Source organism: Solibacillus sp., assembly GCF_040273735.1.
Lineage (GTDB): Bacteria > Bacillota > Bacilli > Bacillales_A > Planococcaceae > Solibacillus.
In genome coordinates, this window is the sequence record NZ_JBELZM010000014.1 from 115,518 (window position 1) to 133,174 (window position 17,657).

19 protein-coding genes are annotated in these 17,657 nt (G+C 36.8%); 11 read left to right on the forward strand and 8 right to left on the reverse strand.

The genetic code is table 11. The annotated features are described in order from the left end of the window. The first annotated feature begins 47 nt into the window (after nucleotides 1-47). A complete protein-coding gene (gene trhA, locus ABS917_RS14200) occupies nucleotides 48-692 on the forward strand; it encodes a PAQR family membrane homeostasis protein TrhA (protein ID WP_350479601.1) in 645 nt (214 codons plus the stop codon). 53 nt (nucleotides 693-745) lie between these two features. Here trhA and ABS917_RS14205 read toward each other — a convergent pair whose 3' ends face one another. From ABS917_RS14205 to ABS917_RS14215, 3 genes are all read right to left on the reverse strand, one after another. Then, nucleotides 746-1,216, reverse strand: coding sequence for a dihydrofolate reductase (locus ABS917_RS14205; protein ID WP_350479602.1), 471 nt, complete (start codon nucleotides 1,214-1,216; stop codon nucleotides 746-748). Between the two features lie 12 nt (nucleotides 1,217-1,228). Beyond that, on the reverse strand, nucleotides 1,229-2,206 hold the full coding sequence (locus tag ABS917_RS14210; RefSeq protein ID WP_350479603.1) for a thymidylate synthase: 978 nt from the start codon (nucleotides 2,204-2,206) through the stop codon (nucleotides 1,229-1,231). Nucleotides 2,207-2,445: 239 nt separating this feature from the next. Next, complete coding sequence (locus ABS917_RS14215) at nucleotides 2,446-2,637, reverse strand: ABC transporter permease (protein WP_079526843.1); 192 nt, start codon at nucleotides 2,635-2,637, stop codon at nucleotides 2,446-2,448. A 438-nt stretch (nucleotides 2,638-3,075) separates the two neighbouring features. Here ABS917_RS14215 and ABS917_RS14220 point away from each other — a divergent pair, with 438 nt between their 5' ends. Together ABS917_RS14220 and ABS917_RS14225 are read left to right on the forward strand one after the other, a co-directional pair. Beyond that, on the forward strand, nucleotides 3,076-3,408 hold the full coding sequence (locus ABS917_RS14220) for a DUF378 domain-containing protein (protein ID WP_350479604.1): 333 nt from the start codon (nucleotides 3,076-3,078) through the stop codon (nucleotides 3,406-3,408). A 1,002-nt stretch (nucleotides 3,409-4,410) separates the two neighbouring features. Continuing rightward, entirely contained in the window at nucleotides 4,411-5,442 is a 1,032-nt protein-coding gene (locus ABS917_RS14225; protein WP_350479605.1) for a beta-propeller fold lactonase family protein, read from the forward strand. A 210-nt stretch (nucleotides 5,443-5,652) separates the two neighbouring features. On the opposite strand, the gene ABS917_RS14230 is transcribed toward ABS917_RS14225, so the two are convergent. Then, entirely contained in the window at nucleotides 5,653-6,246 is a 594-nt protein-coding gene (locus tag ABS917_RS14230) for a YpjP family protein (RefSeq protein WP_350479606.1), read from the reverse strand. A 668-nt stretch (nucleotides 6,247-6,914) separates the two neighbouring features. Between ABS917_RS14230 and ABS917_RS14235 the strand changes: the two genes are divergently transcribed. Continuing rightward, a complete protein-coding gene (locus ABS917_RS14235) occupies nucleotides 6,915-7,970 on the forward strand; it encodes a nucleoid-associated protein (protein ID WP_350479607.1) in 1,056 nt (351 codons plus the stop codon). A 65-nt stretch (nucleotides 7,971-8,035) separates the two neighbouring features. On the opposite strand, the gene ABS917_RS14240 is transcribed toward ABS917_RS14235, so the two are convergent. The 4 genes from ABS917_RS14240 to rsgA all read right to left on the reverse strand — a co-directional run bounded on the left by ABS917_RS14240 (nucleotide 8,036) and on the right by rsgA (nucleotide 13,441). Next, nucleotides 8,036-9,832: a M3 family oligoendopeptidase gene (locus tag ABS917_RS14240; RefSeq protein WP_350479608.1), complete on the reverse strand. Its 1,797-nt coding sequence runs from the start codon at nucleotides 9,830-9,832 to the stop codon at nucleotides 8,036-8,038. 124 nt (nucleotides 9,833-9,956) lie between these two features. Continuing rightward, nucleotides 9,957-11,405 (reverse strand): cardiolipin synthase, encoded by a 1,449-nt coding sequence (cls, locus tag ABS917_RS14245; RefSeq protein WP_350479609.1) that lies wholly within the window; start codon nucleotides 11,403-11,405, stop codon nucleotides 9,957-9,959. A gap of 217 nt (nucleotides 11,406-11,622) precedes the next feature. Further along, on the reverse strand, nucleotides 11,623-12,258 hold the full coding sequence (locus tag ABS917_RS14250; protein WP_350479610.1) for a hypothetical protein: 636 nt from the start codon (nucleotides 12,256-12,258) through the stop codon (nucleotides 11,623-11,625). A gap of 121 nt (nucleotides 12,259-12,379) precedes the next feature. Beyond that, nucleotides 12,380-13,441, reverse strand: coding sequence for a ribosome small subunit-dependent GTPase A (gene rsgA / locus ABS917_RS14255; RefSeq protein WP_350479611.1), 1,062 nt, complete (start codon nucleotides 13,439-13,441; stop codon nucleotides 12,380-12,382). 370 nt (nucleotides 13,442-13,811) lie between these two features. On the opposite strand from rsgA, the gene ABS917_RS14260 reads away from it, so the two are divergent. The 7 genes from ABS917_RS14260 to ABS917_RS14290 all read left to right on the forward strand — a co-directional run. Further along, complete coding sequence (locus ABS917_RS14260) at nucleotides 13,812-14,270, forward strand: MarR family winged helix-turn-helix transcriptional regulator (protein WP_350479621.1); 459 nt, start codon at nucleotides 13,812-13,814, stop codon at nucleotides 14,268-14,270. A gap of 12 nt (nucleotides 14,271-14,282) precedes the next feature. Continuing rightward, complete coding sequence (gene paiA, locus ABS917_RS14265; protein WP_350479612.1) at nucleotides 14,283-14,798, forward strand: spermidine/spermine N(1)-acetyltransferase; 516 nt, start codon at nucleotides 14,283-14,285, stop codon at nucleotides 14,796-14,798. A 9-nt stretch (nucleotides 14,799-14,807) separates the two neighbouring features. After that, a complete protein-coding gene (locus ABS917_RS14270; protein ID WP_350479613.1) occupies nucleotides 14,808-15,410 on the forward strand; it encodes an FMN-binding negative transcriptional regulator in 603 nt (200 codons plus the stop codon). A gap of 133 nt (nucleotides 15,411-15,543) precedes the next feature. Beyond that, a complete protein-coding gene (locus ABS917_RS14275) occupies nucleotides 15,544-16,071 on the forward strand; it encodes a YceI family protein (RefSeq protein ID WP_350479614.1) in 528 nt (175 codons plus the stop codon). Between the two features lie 116 nt (nucleotides 16,072-16,187). Beyond that, on the forward strand, nucleotides 16,188-16,733 hold the full coding sequence (locus tag ABS917_RS14280) for a DUF5412 family protein (protein ID WP_350479615.1): 546 nt from the start codon (nucleotides 16,188-16,190) through the stop codon (nucleotides 16,731-16,733). Nucleotides 16,734-16,739: 6 nt separating this feature from the next. After that, nucleotides 16,740-17,411, forward strand: a complete 672-nt coding sequence (locus tag ABS917_RS14285) for an HAD hydrolase-like protein (protein ID WP_350479616.1) — start codon at nucleotides 16,740-16,742, stop codon at nucleotides 17,409-17,411. Nucleotide 17,412: 1 nt separating this feature from the next. Further along, on the forward strand, nucleotides 17,413-17,657 hold a 245-nt coding region (locus ABS917_RS14290), incomplete at its 3' end, for a translation initiation factor 2 (RefSeq protein WP_350479617.1).

Genomic DNA, 17,657 nt, shown 5'->3' on the forward strand with positions numbered 1-17,657 from the left:
AATATTTTGTTTAAGAATTATACTAATATTAAGGAGCGTGATGACACATGCACAATTTAGATGCATATGACTATAAGAACTGGAAAGAAGAACTTTGGAATGCAATAACACATGGTGTAGGACTTGCAATCAGCATCCCAGCTTGCATATTATTAATTATTCATTCCGCAGTTAACGGCACAGCAGTACATATTACTTCCTACGCTATTTTTGGCTCATCCTTAATTTTACTGTTTTTAATGTCGACATTATTACATAGTGTCCCGGAAAAATATAAACGGTTCTTTTCCATACTGGACCATTCTTCAATTTATATATTGATTGCTGGTACTTATACCCCGTTTTTACTTGTAGCAATCGGAGGTGTGACAGGCATTGTAATGCTGTGCATTATTTGGTTTATTGCAATATTAGGCGTTGTGTTCAAATGTTTGTTCATCCATCGATTTGAAAAATTATCCTTGATGCTTTATATTTTCATGGGCTGGCTTATCATTTTTGCCATTAGACCATTATATGAATATTTGACGTTTGATGGTTTTATGTTAATGCTAATTGGCGGTCTGCTATTTACGTTTGGCGCAATTTTTTATGCATGGACACGTCTTCCGTACAATCATGCTATTTGGCATTTATTCGTTATTGCAGGCTGTGGATGTATGGTAGCTTGTGTATATATATATTTATTGTAAAAGAAAAGGACATGCTGAAGTCTTGTTTCAGCACGTCCCTTTGTTATTAACAGCTATTTTTCATAAATACAGTACTGGAATGTATATCCGTCATCAGACTTGATAGGATCAAGGCATGAGACTTTTTTCCAGTCATCATATGATGGGAAATAAGTGTCCCCTTTAAAACTGTGGTTGATGAACGTAATATATAATCGATCGGCAATCGTCATCGACTGCTCAAATATCTGAGCACCACCGATGATCATCACTTCTTCTTCACCTTCAACAAGAGCCAAAGCTTTTTCAAGGCTTCCTACCACTTCAATTCCATCTGCTGTAAAGTCTTCATTTCTTGTAATAACAATATTTCGGCGTCCCGGCAACGGTCGTCCAATTGAATCATATGTTTTACGGCCCATAATCATCGGTTTGCCCATTGTCATTTCTTTAAAGTATTTCAAATCACCCGGTAAATACCACGGCAAATCGTTTTGATAGCCAATGACCAGGTTTTCATCATGCGCAACGATTAATGAAATCATTGAGATCCCCCTTTATACCGCAATCGGAGCTTTAATTGTTGGATGTGGAAAATAGCCTTCCACCGAAATATCTTCCATTTCAAAATCAAAGATCGATTGCTTTTCTTGGTTTAACTTTAAGATCGGCAATTGCTTCGGCTCACGTGTAAGCTGTTCTTTTACTTGTTCAAAATGGTTTGAATAAATATGGGTATCGGCCATGCTATGCACAAACTCCCCTACTTCGAGTCCACATTCATGGGCCATTAAATGCGTCAGCAACGCATAGCTCGCAATATTGAAAGGCACACCTAAAAATGTATCTGCACTGCGCTGTGTAAGCATACAGCTCAATTTACCGTCAGCTACGTAAAACTGGAACATTGCATGACATGGCGGTAAAGCCGCTTTACTACCCTTTCCTCCCGCATCGATCACATCTTCCGGGTTCCACGCATTCACTATAATACGACGCGAATCAGGATTATGTTTAATTAAATCGATTGCATCTTGTAATTGGTCAATCGATTCACCCTCTGAAGTTGTCCAATTACGCCACTGTTTCCCGTAAACATTACCCAAATCTCCGTATTTTAAAGCAAAATCATCATTATGCAATACGCGTTCGCAAAATAAAGAAAGCTCTGCTTGATACTGTTCATTAAACGCTTCATCAATAAGAGAGCGTCGGCCAAAGTCACTCATATCAGGTCCGCTGTACTCTTCTGATTCTACCCACTTTTTAAATGCCCATTCATCCCATATATGGTTGTTGTTCTGAAGTAAATAACGAATATTCGTATCACCTTTAATAAACCATAGTAGTTCACTTGCAACGAGTTTGAATGGTACGCGCTTAGTCGTTAGAAGCGGAAATCCTTCCTGTAAATTAAAGCGCATCTGATAGCCGAAAACACTGCGTGTCCCTGTTCCTGTACGGTCAGATTTATCGGTACCGTTGTCCAAAATATATTGCAATAAATTTAAATATGTATGATCTGCATGTGCCATTGTTTTTCACTCCTAAAGAATGTTCTCCGTTTATTATATAGACTTATGTTAAGAAAAACACGTCAATCTGCAAAATCGCTCGAAAAGCCTACTAAGAGAAAATTTACTAATGGTTCAAATAAAACATTATGTATAAAAAAGGGCACAATAAAAGGCGCTACTCGTATTTCGTCTGCTGAGTAGCGCCTTTAGTCAAATGTGTCTAAGTCATCGTATAGCTCAATCGTTTGCGTCAATTTTTATGTTGCCTCCCTAAGAATTGTTTTGTTGTTCTCCAGAATTTGAATCATTTGCAGTAAAATTTTGTCCTCAATTTTTTGAGTACCATTTACTTCTTTCGCAATAATTTTTGTTAATTCCAAAATTGTATTTACGTCGAGCTTATGTTTTTCCGCTAATTGGAATGCTCGCCCTAACTGACCGGTTATCATCGGCAGTCCTCCTTTTTACTATAGTATACAAATATTATACCTCGAGTTACATAAAAATTCACCTTTAATTTTTAAATTTTTTGTAAATTACTCAAAAAAATAAAGGTTCTTTTTTCTGCCGCATAGTAATATTATGATAAATCTCCAGATACTCTATTACCAACGTTAAATAAGTAACTTTTGCTTAAATTATTACGAAATCAGAACTATATATTTCCTTCCTTGTTACTGCAGATATTAATTCCTATTTTTAATTATTTTTATTTTCAAATGGTCAATTTTATTCGTATTTTGATACATTTTCTTTTTTAAAAAAGAAGTATAAACAAACGGTAACCGGGAAAAATACGAGCAGAAATAGATACTTGATTTTCTTTAGTATGTGTTTTTTACATACCTGATGAATTTCTTTATCTAAAATAAAGGAGATGTTTTAAAATGGGAGCATTATATAGAACTGCCCTTGTACTTGTAATCATTGGAGCAATTAACTGGGGACTTATCGGCTTTTTCAAATTTGATTTAGTCGCATCTTTATTTGGCGGACAAACTGCCGGATTATCACGAATTATATATGCACTTGTTGGACTTGCCGGTCTTGCATGCATTCCGCTGTTAATGAAAAACCTTGATGAAGAGGACAATGCAACCGTTACTCATACCAGAGCAACGAACAGACCGAACTATAATATGGAAGCTGGGAAAGAAGCTGATTTCTCAGAATACGCAAAACAAAAAAACAAAAACAACAACGACAATAACGAGAAGTAATTTAGAAATAAATCAAAAGCAAAAGACCAGGCTCAGTAATGAGTACCTGGTCTTTTTAGCTTATTCAGAACTTTAATCTTGGGATTAAGTAAAAGCTTTTCTCTTTTATATTTTTTACTACTTATAATAAAGCGGTTATTATTTTTATCCATCCGAAAAAAGAAGTCCATAATATAATACTTAAAATCAAGCCATTAAATAAACCTAAAAAAAATCTGTTTTCCAAGATTACCACTCCTTAAATTAAAGGTTGGCCAATATTAGATTATTTAAGCTTTGATATGTATAATTTCCTTTTGTATCAGTCGGAAAAAAAGCACCAACTAAAACTACTCTTTTAAACACTCCATTTTTTTGGTAATAGAAAAAATGCTCTATATAAAATAAAAATAAATCGATTAGCAGAAAATTCCTCGTAAAGATTCAGTATTTTTATGGAATAATTACCAAAAAGTTGTATAGTGTAAGAGTAGATAATAGATAATCTTAACGGGGTGAAATTATGAGTTTTTGGACATGGGTAGCAATCACTATTGCATTAGTTAGTGGAATTTTTGCTGCTAATTCTGGAAAGAAGAAAATCGGAAAATAAAAAATTAGGCGGATGCTGCATATTATTATGATAACCAATCAGGCGGTGTGTTTTTGCTCCAATGTACAGTGATTTTAATAAATAAGATCAGGCCCTTGTTCAATTCACAGGTCTACATTAACAGAGAAATAAAATAAAATAAAGCCCTCCACATATTGTTGTGGAAGGCTTTATTTGTGTTTATTCATGATGCTATTCCCAGTATTTCACTGCGAATTTCTATTGCCCTTTTTCAGCTGCTAACAGTGGTCTTTGGTTGGGCAATTCATGCACATACCAGGAAATTTACTATCGGCCCTATTAACAACTACTCTATATTTCATTTTCAAAGCTTTGTTTTAGGTAAAACATACAAAAAACTCAATTCGGGTTGCATATAGTAGAAATATTTGAATGAAAGGGTGTGCATTGTGAGCATAGAAAAAAATGAATTAAAAAGATTCAAATTGAAATCAAATCCAAATTGTCATTGTTGTTGTACATGTTGTTGTAATTGTTGTTGCGCCGGACCATATTTGCCTATACCACCAGAATGTACATTTTTCGTATATGTTACTGATGCTGGACAGTTAGTCGACCCCGACAATAGAGTATCAGTAATTGATACAGCGACAAATTCTATAATCGCTAACATTCCAGTTGGAACTGGTCCACTAGAAGTAACCATTTCTCCAAACGGAACACTTGGTTATGCTCCTGGTTACTTATCTAATAATGTAACAGTTTTTAATACTGCTACAAACACTCCCCTTGCTACAATTCCTGTAGGAGTTAATCCTCTTGGTATCGCGGTTTCTCCAAATGGAACAATTGTTTACGTAGCAAATCATGGTTCTAATACTATATCTGTCATTAATGCCGCATCAAATATAGTCACTGCCACTATTCCAGTAGGACTCCAACCTCAAGGTATAGCTTTTACACCAAATGGTACGTTTGCTTACGTTGCGAACGAAAACTCGGGGACGGTATCTGTCATTAATACAGCAACTAATACTGTAGTTACTAACATTCCTGTGGGAGTTCGCCCAAGGTCAATCGTATTCACTCCAAACGGACAATTTGCTTACGTTACAAATGAAAATAGTGGGACAGTATCTGTCATTAATGCATTAACAAACTTAGTGATTGCTACAATCCCAGTTGGAACCGGACCTGTCGGAACAGCAATTACACCTGATGGAACACGTGTTTATATTGTAAATAAAGGTAGTAATACAGTTTCTGTTATAAATACAGCATCAAATATGGTGATCAATACAATCTCGGTAGGAGCATCTCCTGACCAAATAACTATCTTGCCTGATGGGTCATTTGCATATGTCACAAATCAAGCTGACGATACTGTGTCTGTTATAAAAATAGCAAGCAATATGGTCATAGCTACAATACCAGGATTTAACGGACCTACCGGTATAAAAACAGGTACAATCTGCAAATAAAGAATTATAGCCCTTTATATTCCTTAAGATACATAATATCTTAAGGAATATAAAGGGCTTATTTTATTAGTTCCACTCTCTCGTCAAGTCCAATGTCCAACTATATTAATTGGTGAATTTGGTACGGAGAAAGATGGAAATGCATATTTATCAAAATTTTTCTAAGCCATTAAAAAAACACCCGACCAGTAGGCGGGTGCTGCTTGTTTATTATGATAACCACTTAGGCGGTGTGTTTTTGCTCCAGTAGATCTCGCCAAGGTCATAATGTTTTGAATAGTTGTCTTCAAACGTATGATAGTGGAAATTGTAGTAGTAGCCGTCAAAAGGACGGTTCTCTGTTCGCACATGGAAACGGATTACGTCTGTTTTTGATTTGCTGTCAACAATGTGGAAGATTTTTTCTGAGTAATCTCCACTCGGTTTCTCGGAAACCGTTAAGTTACGCAGTTTTTCATCGCCAACTCGTTCCACTGTCATTGCAATGGCTTCTTCGATTTTCGGGAAAATATTTGTTTCGAATTGTTGTTCAATAACCGGTCCGACTTTTGCCCCGAATTTTATGTATGATTGTTCTTTTGCAGCAGAAACAAAGTCATCTGTTGTTGGCAGCGGTTTGTCATCAACAATAATATCATCCAACTGATAGGCAGCTGAAATATGGTTGTCGCTTGGACGATCCAATACCGATTTGCCAAGGCGGTCTTCATCAAAGTTTGCCCAAATTTCATGCTTTGGTGTAATTAAACCAAACGATAATAACGCGACAGAAACAACGAGAGATTTGTAAATCCATTTCTTCAAGTCTATCACCCACTTTTATTATGTATAATTTTAAAACGCTCTTACCTATATATACGAATATTATAACAAATAGTTTCATCTTTATTGTAATCATTGTACAATAAAAAAGGAAGATATTGTAGGTTATATTAAGGGAGGTTTTAAAAAATGGACATTGTTATGGGTCTTGGTTTATTACTAATGCTTGGGTATATGACTTCTTTATGCTTCACGGACTAATACTTTTTATGTGCCATCCAAACCGATTTGGATGGTTTTTTATTGAGAATTGGACAAGGGGCCCCCAAATATTGGGGACCCCTTTAGTATTTAATAGATAGATTTATAAATAAATGAAAGTCTCAACCCGATCATCCGGGGAATTTATATTTATTCGGAGTGCACAACTCCAGTTTTAACCGCGGTAAAATTCTACTAATCTCTTCTAACTTAAGCAACATAGTCCCAACCTGCTACTATGTCCTTGCAGCCCTGAAGCTTGCGCCAGTGTGAATAAGTATCTTCAAAAACACTAGCAGAAATGCCAATTCATTTATAGCACTATCTAAAATAGCACCAAATAATCATAACACATATGTTCGTGTTTGTAAAATAAATTTGAGACCGTGCAAATTTCCATGATGTCCGCTATACTTGAAAAATCGGAATTTAAAAGGAGTTATGAAAAGATGAATGAAGTTGAAACAACATTATCAATCCAAATGAAACGGATGGCCGTCACGCTGCTAGATATGCAGCAAAGCCGTTTTGTGTCTGCAAGTGAAACAATGGATTTATCCGCACTCCAATCAGAAGTGTATAATCATTTCTTCGAATCCTACATAGACGCAACAATGAATAGCCCGAAATCTGTTGCATGTAAATTTTTAGACCGTGACAATGATATTCTTACAAAAATGAACCGTTATGTGGAATATCCTGATGACACGCACTTTTTATCACTTGCCAATGATTTATCAAATAAACTGTATCAAATTATGCAAACGGTATCGAACAGTAATGGCTCGGTATTTGTCGCACATATTGAACTTATTGGAGAAGAGTATATTCTTTTGTTAAAGCTGGATCCAAAAGACGCGGTACAGATCGATCTGGAAACATTGCATTTGAAAACGATTGAAAATATTTTGCCTGACGCTACTAGTCGTGTACAAAAATGTGCACTCATTCGAATGAATTATGATCCGCTCGAAGAAAATATATATGTACTGGATAAGCAATCCGATGGCGAACCTGCAAAGTTTTTCATGGAAACTTTCTTGCAGGCCACACCGATCGCATCCGACAAAAAGAAGACAAAAATGCTCATGAAGGAATTATATGAAAAAATTGCGGAATCGATTAACGAAGAGCAGACACCCCATCTTCAACGAGCGATTGACGAGGAATTTGAACATGGCAAATATATTGAGCTCGACGCATCGGTCCATAATATATACGAAGCGATCGCACCACCTGAGAACCGGGAAGATTTTGTTGAACAAGGCGCCAAATTGTTTATCAATGAATTCACTGACCGCAATCCCGACTTCACGCCTACATTTGAAGTGAAACGCGATGATCTGCATGTTGTCTATAAATCAGCTGAAGGTGAAATTCTCTTCCGTTATGATAAAGGATTGGACAATATTGATGTAAAGCACGATCAAGTAAGCGGTACGTATACGATTACTATACGTGACGCGGATACACTAGGATTTACACTGCATAAAAAACCACTATAAACCTAACGATATTATAATAGAATAAAAAAAGGGGCTGTGTTTTTTTCACAGCTCCTTTTTGAAACCTATTTAGACGTTAACGCAATAAATTCCTCGACATCTTTTTCAAAAAGTGCGATTCCTTTTAACCAGAAGTCTTCTTTCGTAATATCTTCACCTAAATGCTTCATAGCCAACTCTTCAACTGTCATGATAGCTGTGTCACGCAACAAAGCCATATACTTCTCTTCGAAGCCCTTACCTTCTTCTTTTGCTTTCGCGTAAATGCTTAATGAGAATAAATAACCGAAGGTGTACGGGAAGTTATAGAACGGTACACCTGTAATATAGAAGTGCATTTTTGACGCCCAGAAGTGCGGATGTGTTTCGCCTAACCCGCCTGCATGCGCTTCAATTTGAGCTTCTTCCATAAGTTCGTTCAAGCGTTTCGTTGATACAATGCCTTTTTTGCGCTCATCATAAAAACGAGTTTCAAATAAGTAACGCGCATGTATATTCATAAAGAAAGCAACAGAACGCTGAATTTTATCTTCCAGTAATGCAATTTTTTCTTGTTCAGTTGTTGCTTCTTCAACCGCTGCATCAGCAACAATCATTTCTGCAAACGTTGAAGCAGTTTCAGCGACATTCATTGCATAGCGGCGGTTTAATGGATGAACAGGGCGCAGTGCATACGAATGGAAAGCATGTCCCAGTTCATGTGCCAGTGTCGAAACATTTGACATCGAGCCGGAGTATGTCATGAATATACGAGATTGCTCTGATAATGGCATTCCTGTACAGAAACCGCCCGGACGTTTATTATCACGGTCTTCCGCCTCTATCCAGCCCTCTTCAAATGCCGTGCGTGCAAAACTTTCCATTTCTGAACCAAAGCGGCCGAAATGCTTCAGGATGAACTCGGCACCCTCCTGGTAAGACATAGTTGCTGTTGAATCCGTAACCGGTGCATCAAAGTCAAACCAGTCCAATTGTTCTGTACCTAATAGATTTGCTTTGTGCTGCAAATAACCTGCAAATGACGCCTTACGAGATGTAATGGCACCCCACATCGCATCGATTGTTTCCTGCTTCATACGGTTAATTTGAAGCGGCTCTTTTGTTACTGAGTCCCAGCCTCGCTTTTTATAGACGGCTAACCGGAAACCTGCTAAGTGATTCAATGTTTTTGCAAAGAACTCTTCACGCTCTGTAAATACATTTTCCAATGCATCAAATGCCGCTTTTCGCACTTTGCGGTCTTTATGTGAACTTAAATTATTTGCTTGTCCAACTGACAGTAATTTCTTTTCGCCATCCACTTCTACTTCTACTTTAATATCGCCGATCAGCATGTTATAAAGCTGGCCCCAAGAACTATATCCATCAACACCTAAAGCTGAAATTAGCGCTTCTTCTTCTTCGGATAATGACTCTTTCGATTTTTCGCGCCATTCCGTTAAGATAAATTCGAATTGAGCTAATTCTTCAGTCTGTAATAATACTTCGAAAGTTGACTGTTCGATTTTACCCAATTTTTGATTAAAGCTTTCTAAGATTGGCGATAAATTTGCCGCGATACCAGATAACTGGCCTTGCAACAATAATGCATCACGATCCGTCGTGTCTTGAGCAGTTAGGCAAGAAAGCACCGCCCCTGCCTGAGAAATGTGCAGCATTACCTCTTTGATGCTTTCCAATATCGACTGGATTTCTAAGGCAGCATCACTATTTTGCGGTACTTCAAATTTGTCAATTTTCTCTTTTAATACTTCTAGTTTAGGAGTCAAGCTTTCAATATGCTCGATTAATTGTGGAGAAGCGCTACCACCGGGGAAAAACACATCCAAATCCCAAACTTCAGGATACTTAACATTAACCATTTTATTACCCACTTTCTGAATTGTAGTTCAATTCTTATTTTACTAAAAAATAAGTTAAAATGCTCGAAAATATTTCGGTTTTAGAAATAAAAAAGCTAGCCTGTATGATCGGCTAGCTTCAGCATTATAAAATCGGTGATAATAAACGCGAAACGGATTCTCGAATTTTCGTCCATGTTTTACGTTCGTCATATTGTTCTTTCGTTAATTCAAAACTCTCCTTAATATCGGCTTCAAACAGTTCCCTGCATTGTATCGCCAAATTGGTATCATAAAGAATCGCGTTAATTTCAAAATTCAGACTAAAACTTCGTACATCAATATTTGCGGTTCCAATTGTCGCCACTTCATCATCAATGACAATCATTTTTGCATGAAGGAAGCCTTTTTTATAACGGTACACTCGACCGCCAACCTCCAATAAGTCACCGCTGTAAGCTGAATTGGCTCCATAAACGAAAGGATGATCGGTTACTTCTGGCGTCATAATACGCACATCAACACCTGATGAAGCAGCAATTTGAACCGCATGCATAAACGGTTCGTCCGGTACAAAATATGGCGATTGAATATAAACATACTTTTTGGCACTTAAAATCATTCGAATATAGCTGTTTTTGATCGATTCAAAATCCGTATCCGGACCGCTCGACACAATTTGAACAGGTGTATCCGAATCTACTGTAAATGTTGGGAAATATCTTTGTTCTATTTCAGTCAGCTCTTCTTTTCTCGCCTGATACCAGTCGAATAAAAAATGAGCCTGCATATTGTAGACCGAATTGCCTTCGATTCTCAAATGCGTATCACGCCAATATCCGATTTCATCATCCAGACAAGCATATTCATTTCCGACGTTAAATCCACCGATATAGCCGATTCTTCCGTCAATAATTATGAGCTTCCGGTGATTTCGGAAATTGATACGCGGATTGAACAGCTTAAAATACGATGAAAAATACGCTTCTACCTGGCCCCCGGCATCCGTTAACTTTTTCAGATCCTTTTTGCGTAATGTACGTGAACCCAAATCGTCGTACATCATCTGCACTTCAATGCCCTCTTTTGCTTTTTTGACAAGTGCATTAAAAATACTTTTACCGATATCATCCATTTTATAGATGTAGTACTGAATATGAATGGTCTGTTTTGCATTTTCGATATCCTCAATGACCGAACGGAATTTTTCTTTACCTTCAGCCAGTATTTTGACATCATTTTTCGAACTCAGTAAAGAATGGTTATAATCGACGTTCATTTTAATTAAAGGTGCATGCTTTTTTGTGACGGCATTCGGAAATTCGTACGTTCCTTCTTCCAACGCATTCTTTTGATCCTGGAATGTTTCCAGTGTTTCCTCCTGCTGTACCGCATGCCACCTTACGAAATGTTTCTTCTGTAAATTCCGCCCTATAAGTAAATATAAAATAAAACCAAAAATCGGTAAGAAAAAGAGCACGAATAACCATGCCCATGTTGATGAAGCGCTTTTTCGGCTGATAAATATTAACACAAGGGCAAACAATATGTTTAATGCAAATAAAGTGACGGTTAAAATACCAGTGACTGTCATGAAATTCATCTCTTTTCATTATTTAATCATTAAGAGAAAACAACTATTAAATGTTATTAATTACTAGTTTTTTCTACTATTTTACTATTCCCTGTAAATATGCATTTAAGACATATAAATGTATATTTTTAAGGAATCGATTCTCTTTTCGGCAAATAATTGTAATTATAGTGAAAATGAAAATACCGCTTACCGGATAAGTAAGCGATAACACGGTTTAATACTTTTTTTCCCACTCATGTTCCTGTTTAGCTTTTTTCAAACTGTAATACAATGAGTAGCGCTGTAATCCTTTTGCTCTCTCAATTGCTTTCGCTGCAGATTGGTCATATATCTCAATATCACTTTCTACTAATGCTAATTGGGCATCAACCGCGTCATTCATCCACGCTTTCTTTAATGGATAACTTTTTGCCATATCTCGATTTCCCAATAACGCGGCAATGCTGGCCTTTCCATATGGTCCATTTGGTGTATCCATCAGTTTATCCGCAAAATGCTCCGCACGCCCAAAATCGTTAAGACGAATTGCCCGGTTCATTTCATATGTATGTTTAATAACAGGTTGCTTGTAATGAGCGATAATGTGATCCATAGCCTCGAGTTCCTCTTCTTTTGTCCCGTTTTCTATGACAAGGATATAATTTAGCATTGGATCTTTTTTATGCTTTTCGATGTACTTTTTTATTTTCAGCAGATTCGTTGAAGCAAATGCAATGTAATACATATAGCCGATGGAAAAAAGGGCAAATAGGACAATTATTGAAATGCTTACAGAGAATGGCCAATCCAACATTGCACTAATTACCCCTACTGCTACTCCTAAAATAATGACATAAATCCAGTTAATCAATTTCTCACTTCCTCTTCGTTACTTCATATATTATAGCTTAATCTCCTTTACAATCAATGACTGTTCAAATATATTGATTTCATAAAAAAGCAGATGCACAAAAACTGTGCATCTGCAGAAATTATCTAAATTTCTTTATGGTTTTTGATATTTGCTTCCATTTTCGTTTATCCGCAAGCTGGGCATCCGTATTCGCCTTTTTCTCGATATATGCAAGTTCCCGCTGCAGTTTAAAGAAGCTGGTCAACCTTGCAGCATCAAGTGCTCCTTCTTCAACTGCCTGCAATACAGCACAACCCGGTTCATTTTTGTGCTTACAATCACGGAATCTGCAGTTTTCTGTAAGCTGTTCAATATCGGAAAAACTTGCATTTAGACTGTCCCCCTGATCCCATAACTGCAATTCCCGCATTCCTGGAGTGTCAATCAGACAAGCACCGGATGGTAAAACAACAAGTTCCCGGTGTGTCGTAGTATGACGGCCTTTTGCATCATCTTCACGGATTGTGGACACTTTCATTTGTTCTGTGTTTAACAAAGCGTTCGTAAGTGTTGACTTACCTGCACCGGAAGAACCGAGTAATGCCGCAGTTTTCCCTTCAGTTAACAGCGCATGTAATGAAGTCATTCCTTCACCAGTCTGCGCACTCACCGTCAAAATATCCACACCGAAAGCAACCGATTCGATTTCTTTTAAATACGGCGTGACATCCTCGCATAAATCCGCTTTCGTTAATACAATAACCGGTGTTGCACCTGAATCCCATGCAGCTACTAAATAGCGTTCTAACCGGCGTATATTGAAGTCATCATTCAAACTCATAACAAGCATGATAAGATCAACATTTGCTGCCACGATTTGTTCATCGACTTCAAGGCCTGCCATTTTTCTTGTGAATTTGGATTTCCGATCAAATAAATGATGAATAATGGCACGCTCTTCTCCCGGCATTTGTTCAATAACAACAAAATCGCCAACAGCCGGGTAATCTTTTCTAGAAAAGGCGTGGTATGCAAAGTTTCCGGATACCGTTGCCAAATATTCGCCCTGTTCTGTCAGTACACGATAAGAATGTTTATGTTCGAGTATGACGCGTCCAACAAGCTTTGTCGTGACATCTATCGTTAATTGTTGTAGTTGGATATCAAAAAATGCTGTAAAACCTAATTTTTGTAAATTCAATGAAATTGCCTCCTAATGGCGTATGATAGTGTTTTTGTTTTTATAGGCAAACAAAAAAACCTTATGACCAGCAATTTTGCCCGTCATAAGGTTTCATACGCACAGTAAAGAAGCGTGACTCTTCTGTATTAGAAGGCACTTTTCTGGCGAATGTCATATGACAAGCATAATTGCATTGATTCAATCTCATGTAATTTAGTCATATTCATCACCATCTTTCTCCATTAGTTAATCCAACTATAACAATAGATAGAATGTTTTGTCAATACAGTTCCCCAAGTTTATTCTAAATGAGAATGTTTGTTGCATTTGCAACAAAAATCTTTTACGCTAAATATGTAGTTGCTTTTTATATAACATTTAAAAGGAGCTGAAAGAAATCACTTTATTACGTGAAATCGGTATGATAGCCCGTGCACTTGATTCGATAAGCAATATAGAATTTAAAGAATTTGATTTAACAAAAGGGCAATATTTGTATGTCGTTCGTATTTGTGAACAACCCGGAATTATTCAGGAAAAACTAGCAGATTTAATTAAAGTAGACCGTACAACAGCTGCCCGTGCAATAGCAAAGCTTGAAAAAAGTAACTTTATCGAGAAACGGAACGATGAGTTTAATAAAAAAATAAAAAAACTCTATCCAACAAACAAAGCATTAGCAATTTACCCTTCTATACTGAATGAGCATAAACATTCTGAGAATACAGCCATGTTGGGATTTTCTGAAGAGGAAAAAGCCCAACTTGCTACTGCATTAAACAAAATGCGAAAAAACATTGAAAAAGATTGGGAAACTGTAAAGCGAGGAAAAAAACGCAATTATTAAGGAGTAATGATAATGAACATTCAACTAATACAATGTACTACCGAAAATTTAGACGCTTTACAAACAATCAGCCGGGATACGTTTTATGAAACGTTTCATGAGCAAAACAGCGAGGAAAGTATGACGGCTTATTTGGACATAGCTTTTTCATCAGAAAAACTGACAGCTGAGCTTGATAATAAACACTCTCTATTTAAGTTACTGTATATAAACGAAGAGCTGGCAGGTTATCTAAAAGTCAATATAGAAGAAGCCCAGTCCGAACAATTAGGGCCGGATACAATTGAAGTAGAGCGAATTTATATTTTGAGCCGTTTTCAGAAACTCGGTTTAGGGAAAGTATTGATGGAGGATGCGATCAAACTGGCCAATGAAATGAATAAAAACAAAATTTGGCTCGGCGTGTGGGAAAAAAATATGAATGCCATTGCGTTCTATGAGAGAACGGGCTTTGTAAAAACAGGCTCCCATTCATTTTTCATGGGTGAAGAAGAACAAATCGATTTTATTATGACAAAACATTTGTGAGGGAAAATGATGTATATACCAAAGCAGTATCAGTTAACAGATGATCAAAAGATTCATCAGATTATTAAAGAATATAGTTTTGCGACAGTTATTTCCCTTCATCAAGGAGTACCGGAAGCCACTCATTTACCGCTCTATTTAAGCGAAGATGGGAAGTATCTATACGGTCATTTTGCACGTGCCAACACACAATGGAAAGATATTCTTGATCAACACGTACTCGCAGTTTTTAATGGCCCGCATAGCTACATCTCTTCTTCCTGGTATGAAACAAAAGATTCAGTACCTACGTGGAATTATGTATCGGTCCATGTAAAGGGGCTCGTTGAAATGATGGAAGATGAGGAAGAAATCCGATTATCGCTTCACTGCTTAATTAAAAAATATGAAAGACAAAATAGCTCCTATAATGTAGATAATGTTGACTCCAAATATATGGCCGGCTTATTAAAAGGCATAGTGCCGTTCAAATTACGAATAAGTTCTATTGAAGCTGCGGCAAAATTGAGCCAAGGTCATTCGAAAGAACGCCAAAAACTTGTCATCGATGAACTACTAAAACGGAATGACGGATTTGATGAAGATATCGCTAAATTAATGCTGGAAAATTAACGTTTTGTAAAATGTTAGAATTTTTTAAATAGTCTTATATATTAATTGACACCTTTCCCCTGGTATGGTAAATTTATCTCGAATTCAAGGTAAAGAATTTCTTGGGTTTCATAATAGTTGGGAGGAATTTATCATGGCAAAATGGCAAATCGATCAGGCACACTCAACAATTGGTTTTGAAGTCAAGCATATGATGGTGTCGAAAGTGAAAGGTCAGTTCACTAATTATTCAGCGGATGTAGAAGTTGATAATTTAGAAGATTTAACATCGGCACAAATTGAAATTACTATCGATACGACGAGTATTAATACAAGCAATGAAGATCGTGACAACCACTTAAAATCAGCAGAATTCTTTGATATTGAGCAATTCCCTGACATTAAATTTAAATCGACAAGCATCACAAAAGATGGTGACGATTATAAAGTCTCAGGCGATTTGACGATTAAAGATGTAACGAAACCGGCAGTATTTGATGTGGAATATGGCGGTAAAGGAACAAATCCATGGGGCGTTGAAGTTTACGGTTTTGAAGCGGCAACGAAAATTGACCGTGAAGAATTCGGCCTTACTTGGAATGCAGCACTTGAAACAGGCGGCGTATTGGTCGGCAAGGATATTAAAATCAAAGTAGAACTTGAATTAAACCCAGCACAGTAATTATTAATGAGCAGCCGTAGCCATTTTGTATACGGCTGCTTTTTTTGTGCAACTTTCCTTTTCAAGGAGCGTCAAATGTTAAAACATTATTTACCAGTTAGTTGAGAGGTGCAATTTTGCGGAATTTTTGGTCTGCCATTACGTTATTCAGTTTATGTCTAGCGTTTATCGGTGTTTGCTTTTATGTGATGAGTACTACATTATGGTCATTTTCCTATACAACACTCATTGTTATCGCCCTTCTTTTTGTGCTGATAATATATACGTTACTTCAGGAATATAAACAATTGTCACGCTTAAAAAAAGTGGTTGCCTACTTCGTGAATACCATCTCCATTTTATTTACATCGATTATTATTTTATTTTTCTCATTAAAAATAGTTGTATATTCATTTGGCGGTACAGAGCAACTATTAACATCCTATTCACCAAATATGGGCTATACTTTGGATTTCTATGCTTTTGATGCAGGGGCGATGGGATCGTTTGGTATCCGTGGAGAACTTGATGGTCCTTTCGGTTTTAAAAAGCAAGTATACTACGAAAAGCATGCCGAAGAAGCGGTTATACAATGGCTGACCAATGAGATTGTCGTTATTAATGGACACGAACTCAATTTAACAGACGGAGAAACATTTGGCTATAAAATTAAAACGAGGTGAGGAAAAATGCAACCGGCAATTATTTTTGATATGGATGGCACTTTATTTCAAACAAATCTTATTTTAGAACCGGCGCTCGACCGTACATTCGAGTATTTACGTCAAAATAATCTTTGGTCAGGTGCTGCTCCTATCGAACAATACCGGAAAATAATGGGTGTACCGCTTGAAGTCGTTTGGAAGACGTTGTGCCCCGATCATTCCGATAAAATTCGTGAAAAGAGCAACCATTATTTTCAGGCGGCACTTATTGAAGAAATCCTACAAGGAAACGGTGCACTTTACGAAAACGTATTGCCGACAATTGAAACGTTGAGTGATTCTTACCCCTTATATATTGCCAGTAATGGCGAAACTGCTTATTTACAAGCAATTATGTCAACTTATAATTTAGAGCGGTGGATAAAGGGATGCTATAGTATCGATATAATTCCATCAAAAAATAAATCACATCTTGTTGAACATATAATGATGGAACAGGATATAGACAACGGTTTTGTCGTTGGTGACCGTGCATCAGATATTAACGCAGCGATTGATAACAATCTGATTGCCATTGCAGTTAACTTTGATTTTGCCCAACTTGAAGAAATAAAAAAAGCCCATCATATTGTTGAAAAATTTCCGCAAATAGTCGACATTATGAACACCTATCGAATACGAATACTGGAGGAGTAGCATGACAAACTCGACAAAAAACTCGGATTTGCTTAAATTAAGCAGCATATTTGCCGTCATCGGACTAATATTAATTTTTTTTAATGGAAGAATTGCAAATTCCTTTGGCTCTATTTGGATACAATCTCTTGGAGGTATGTCAGATACGAATGAATACATATTTATAAAGACGAGTTATGCCAATGCCTCTCTTGTTATTGGCGGGATATTATTGAGCATCAGTTTAATCGCTATGCTGTTCAGCTG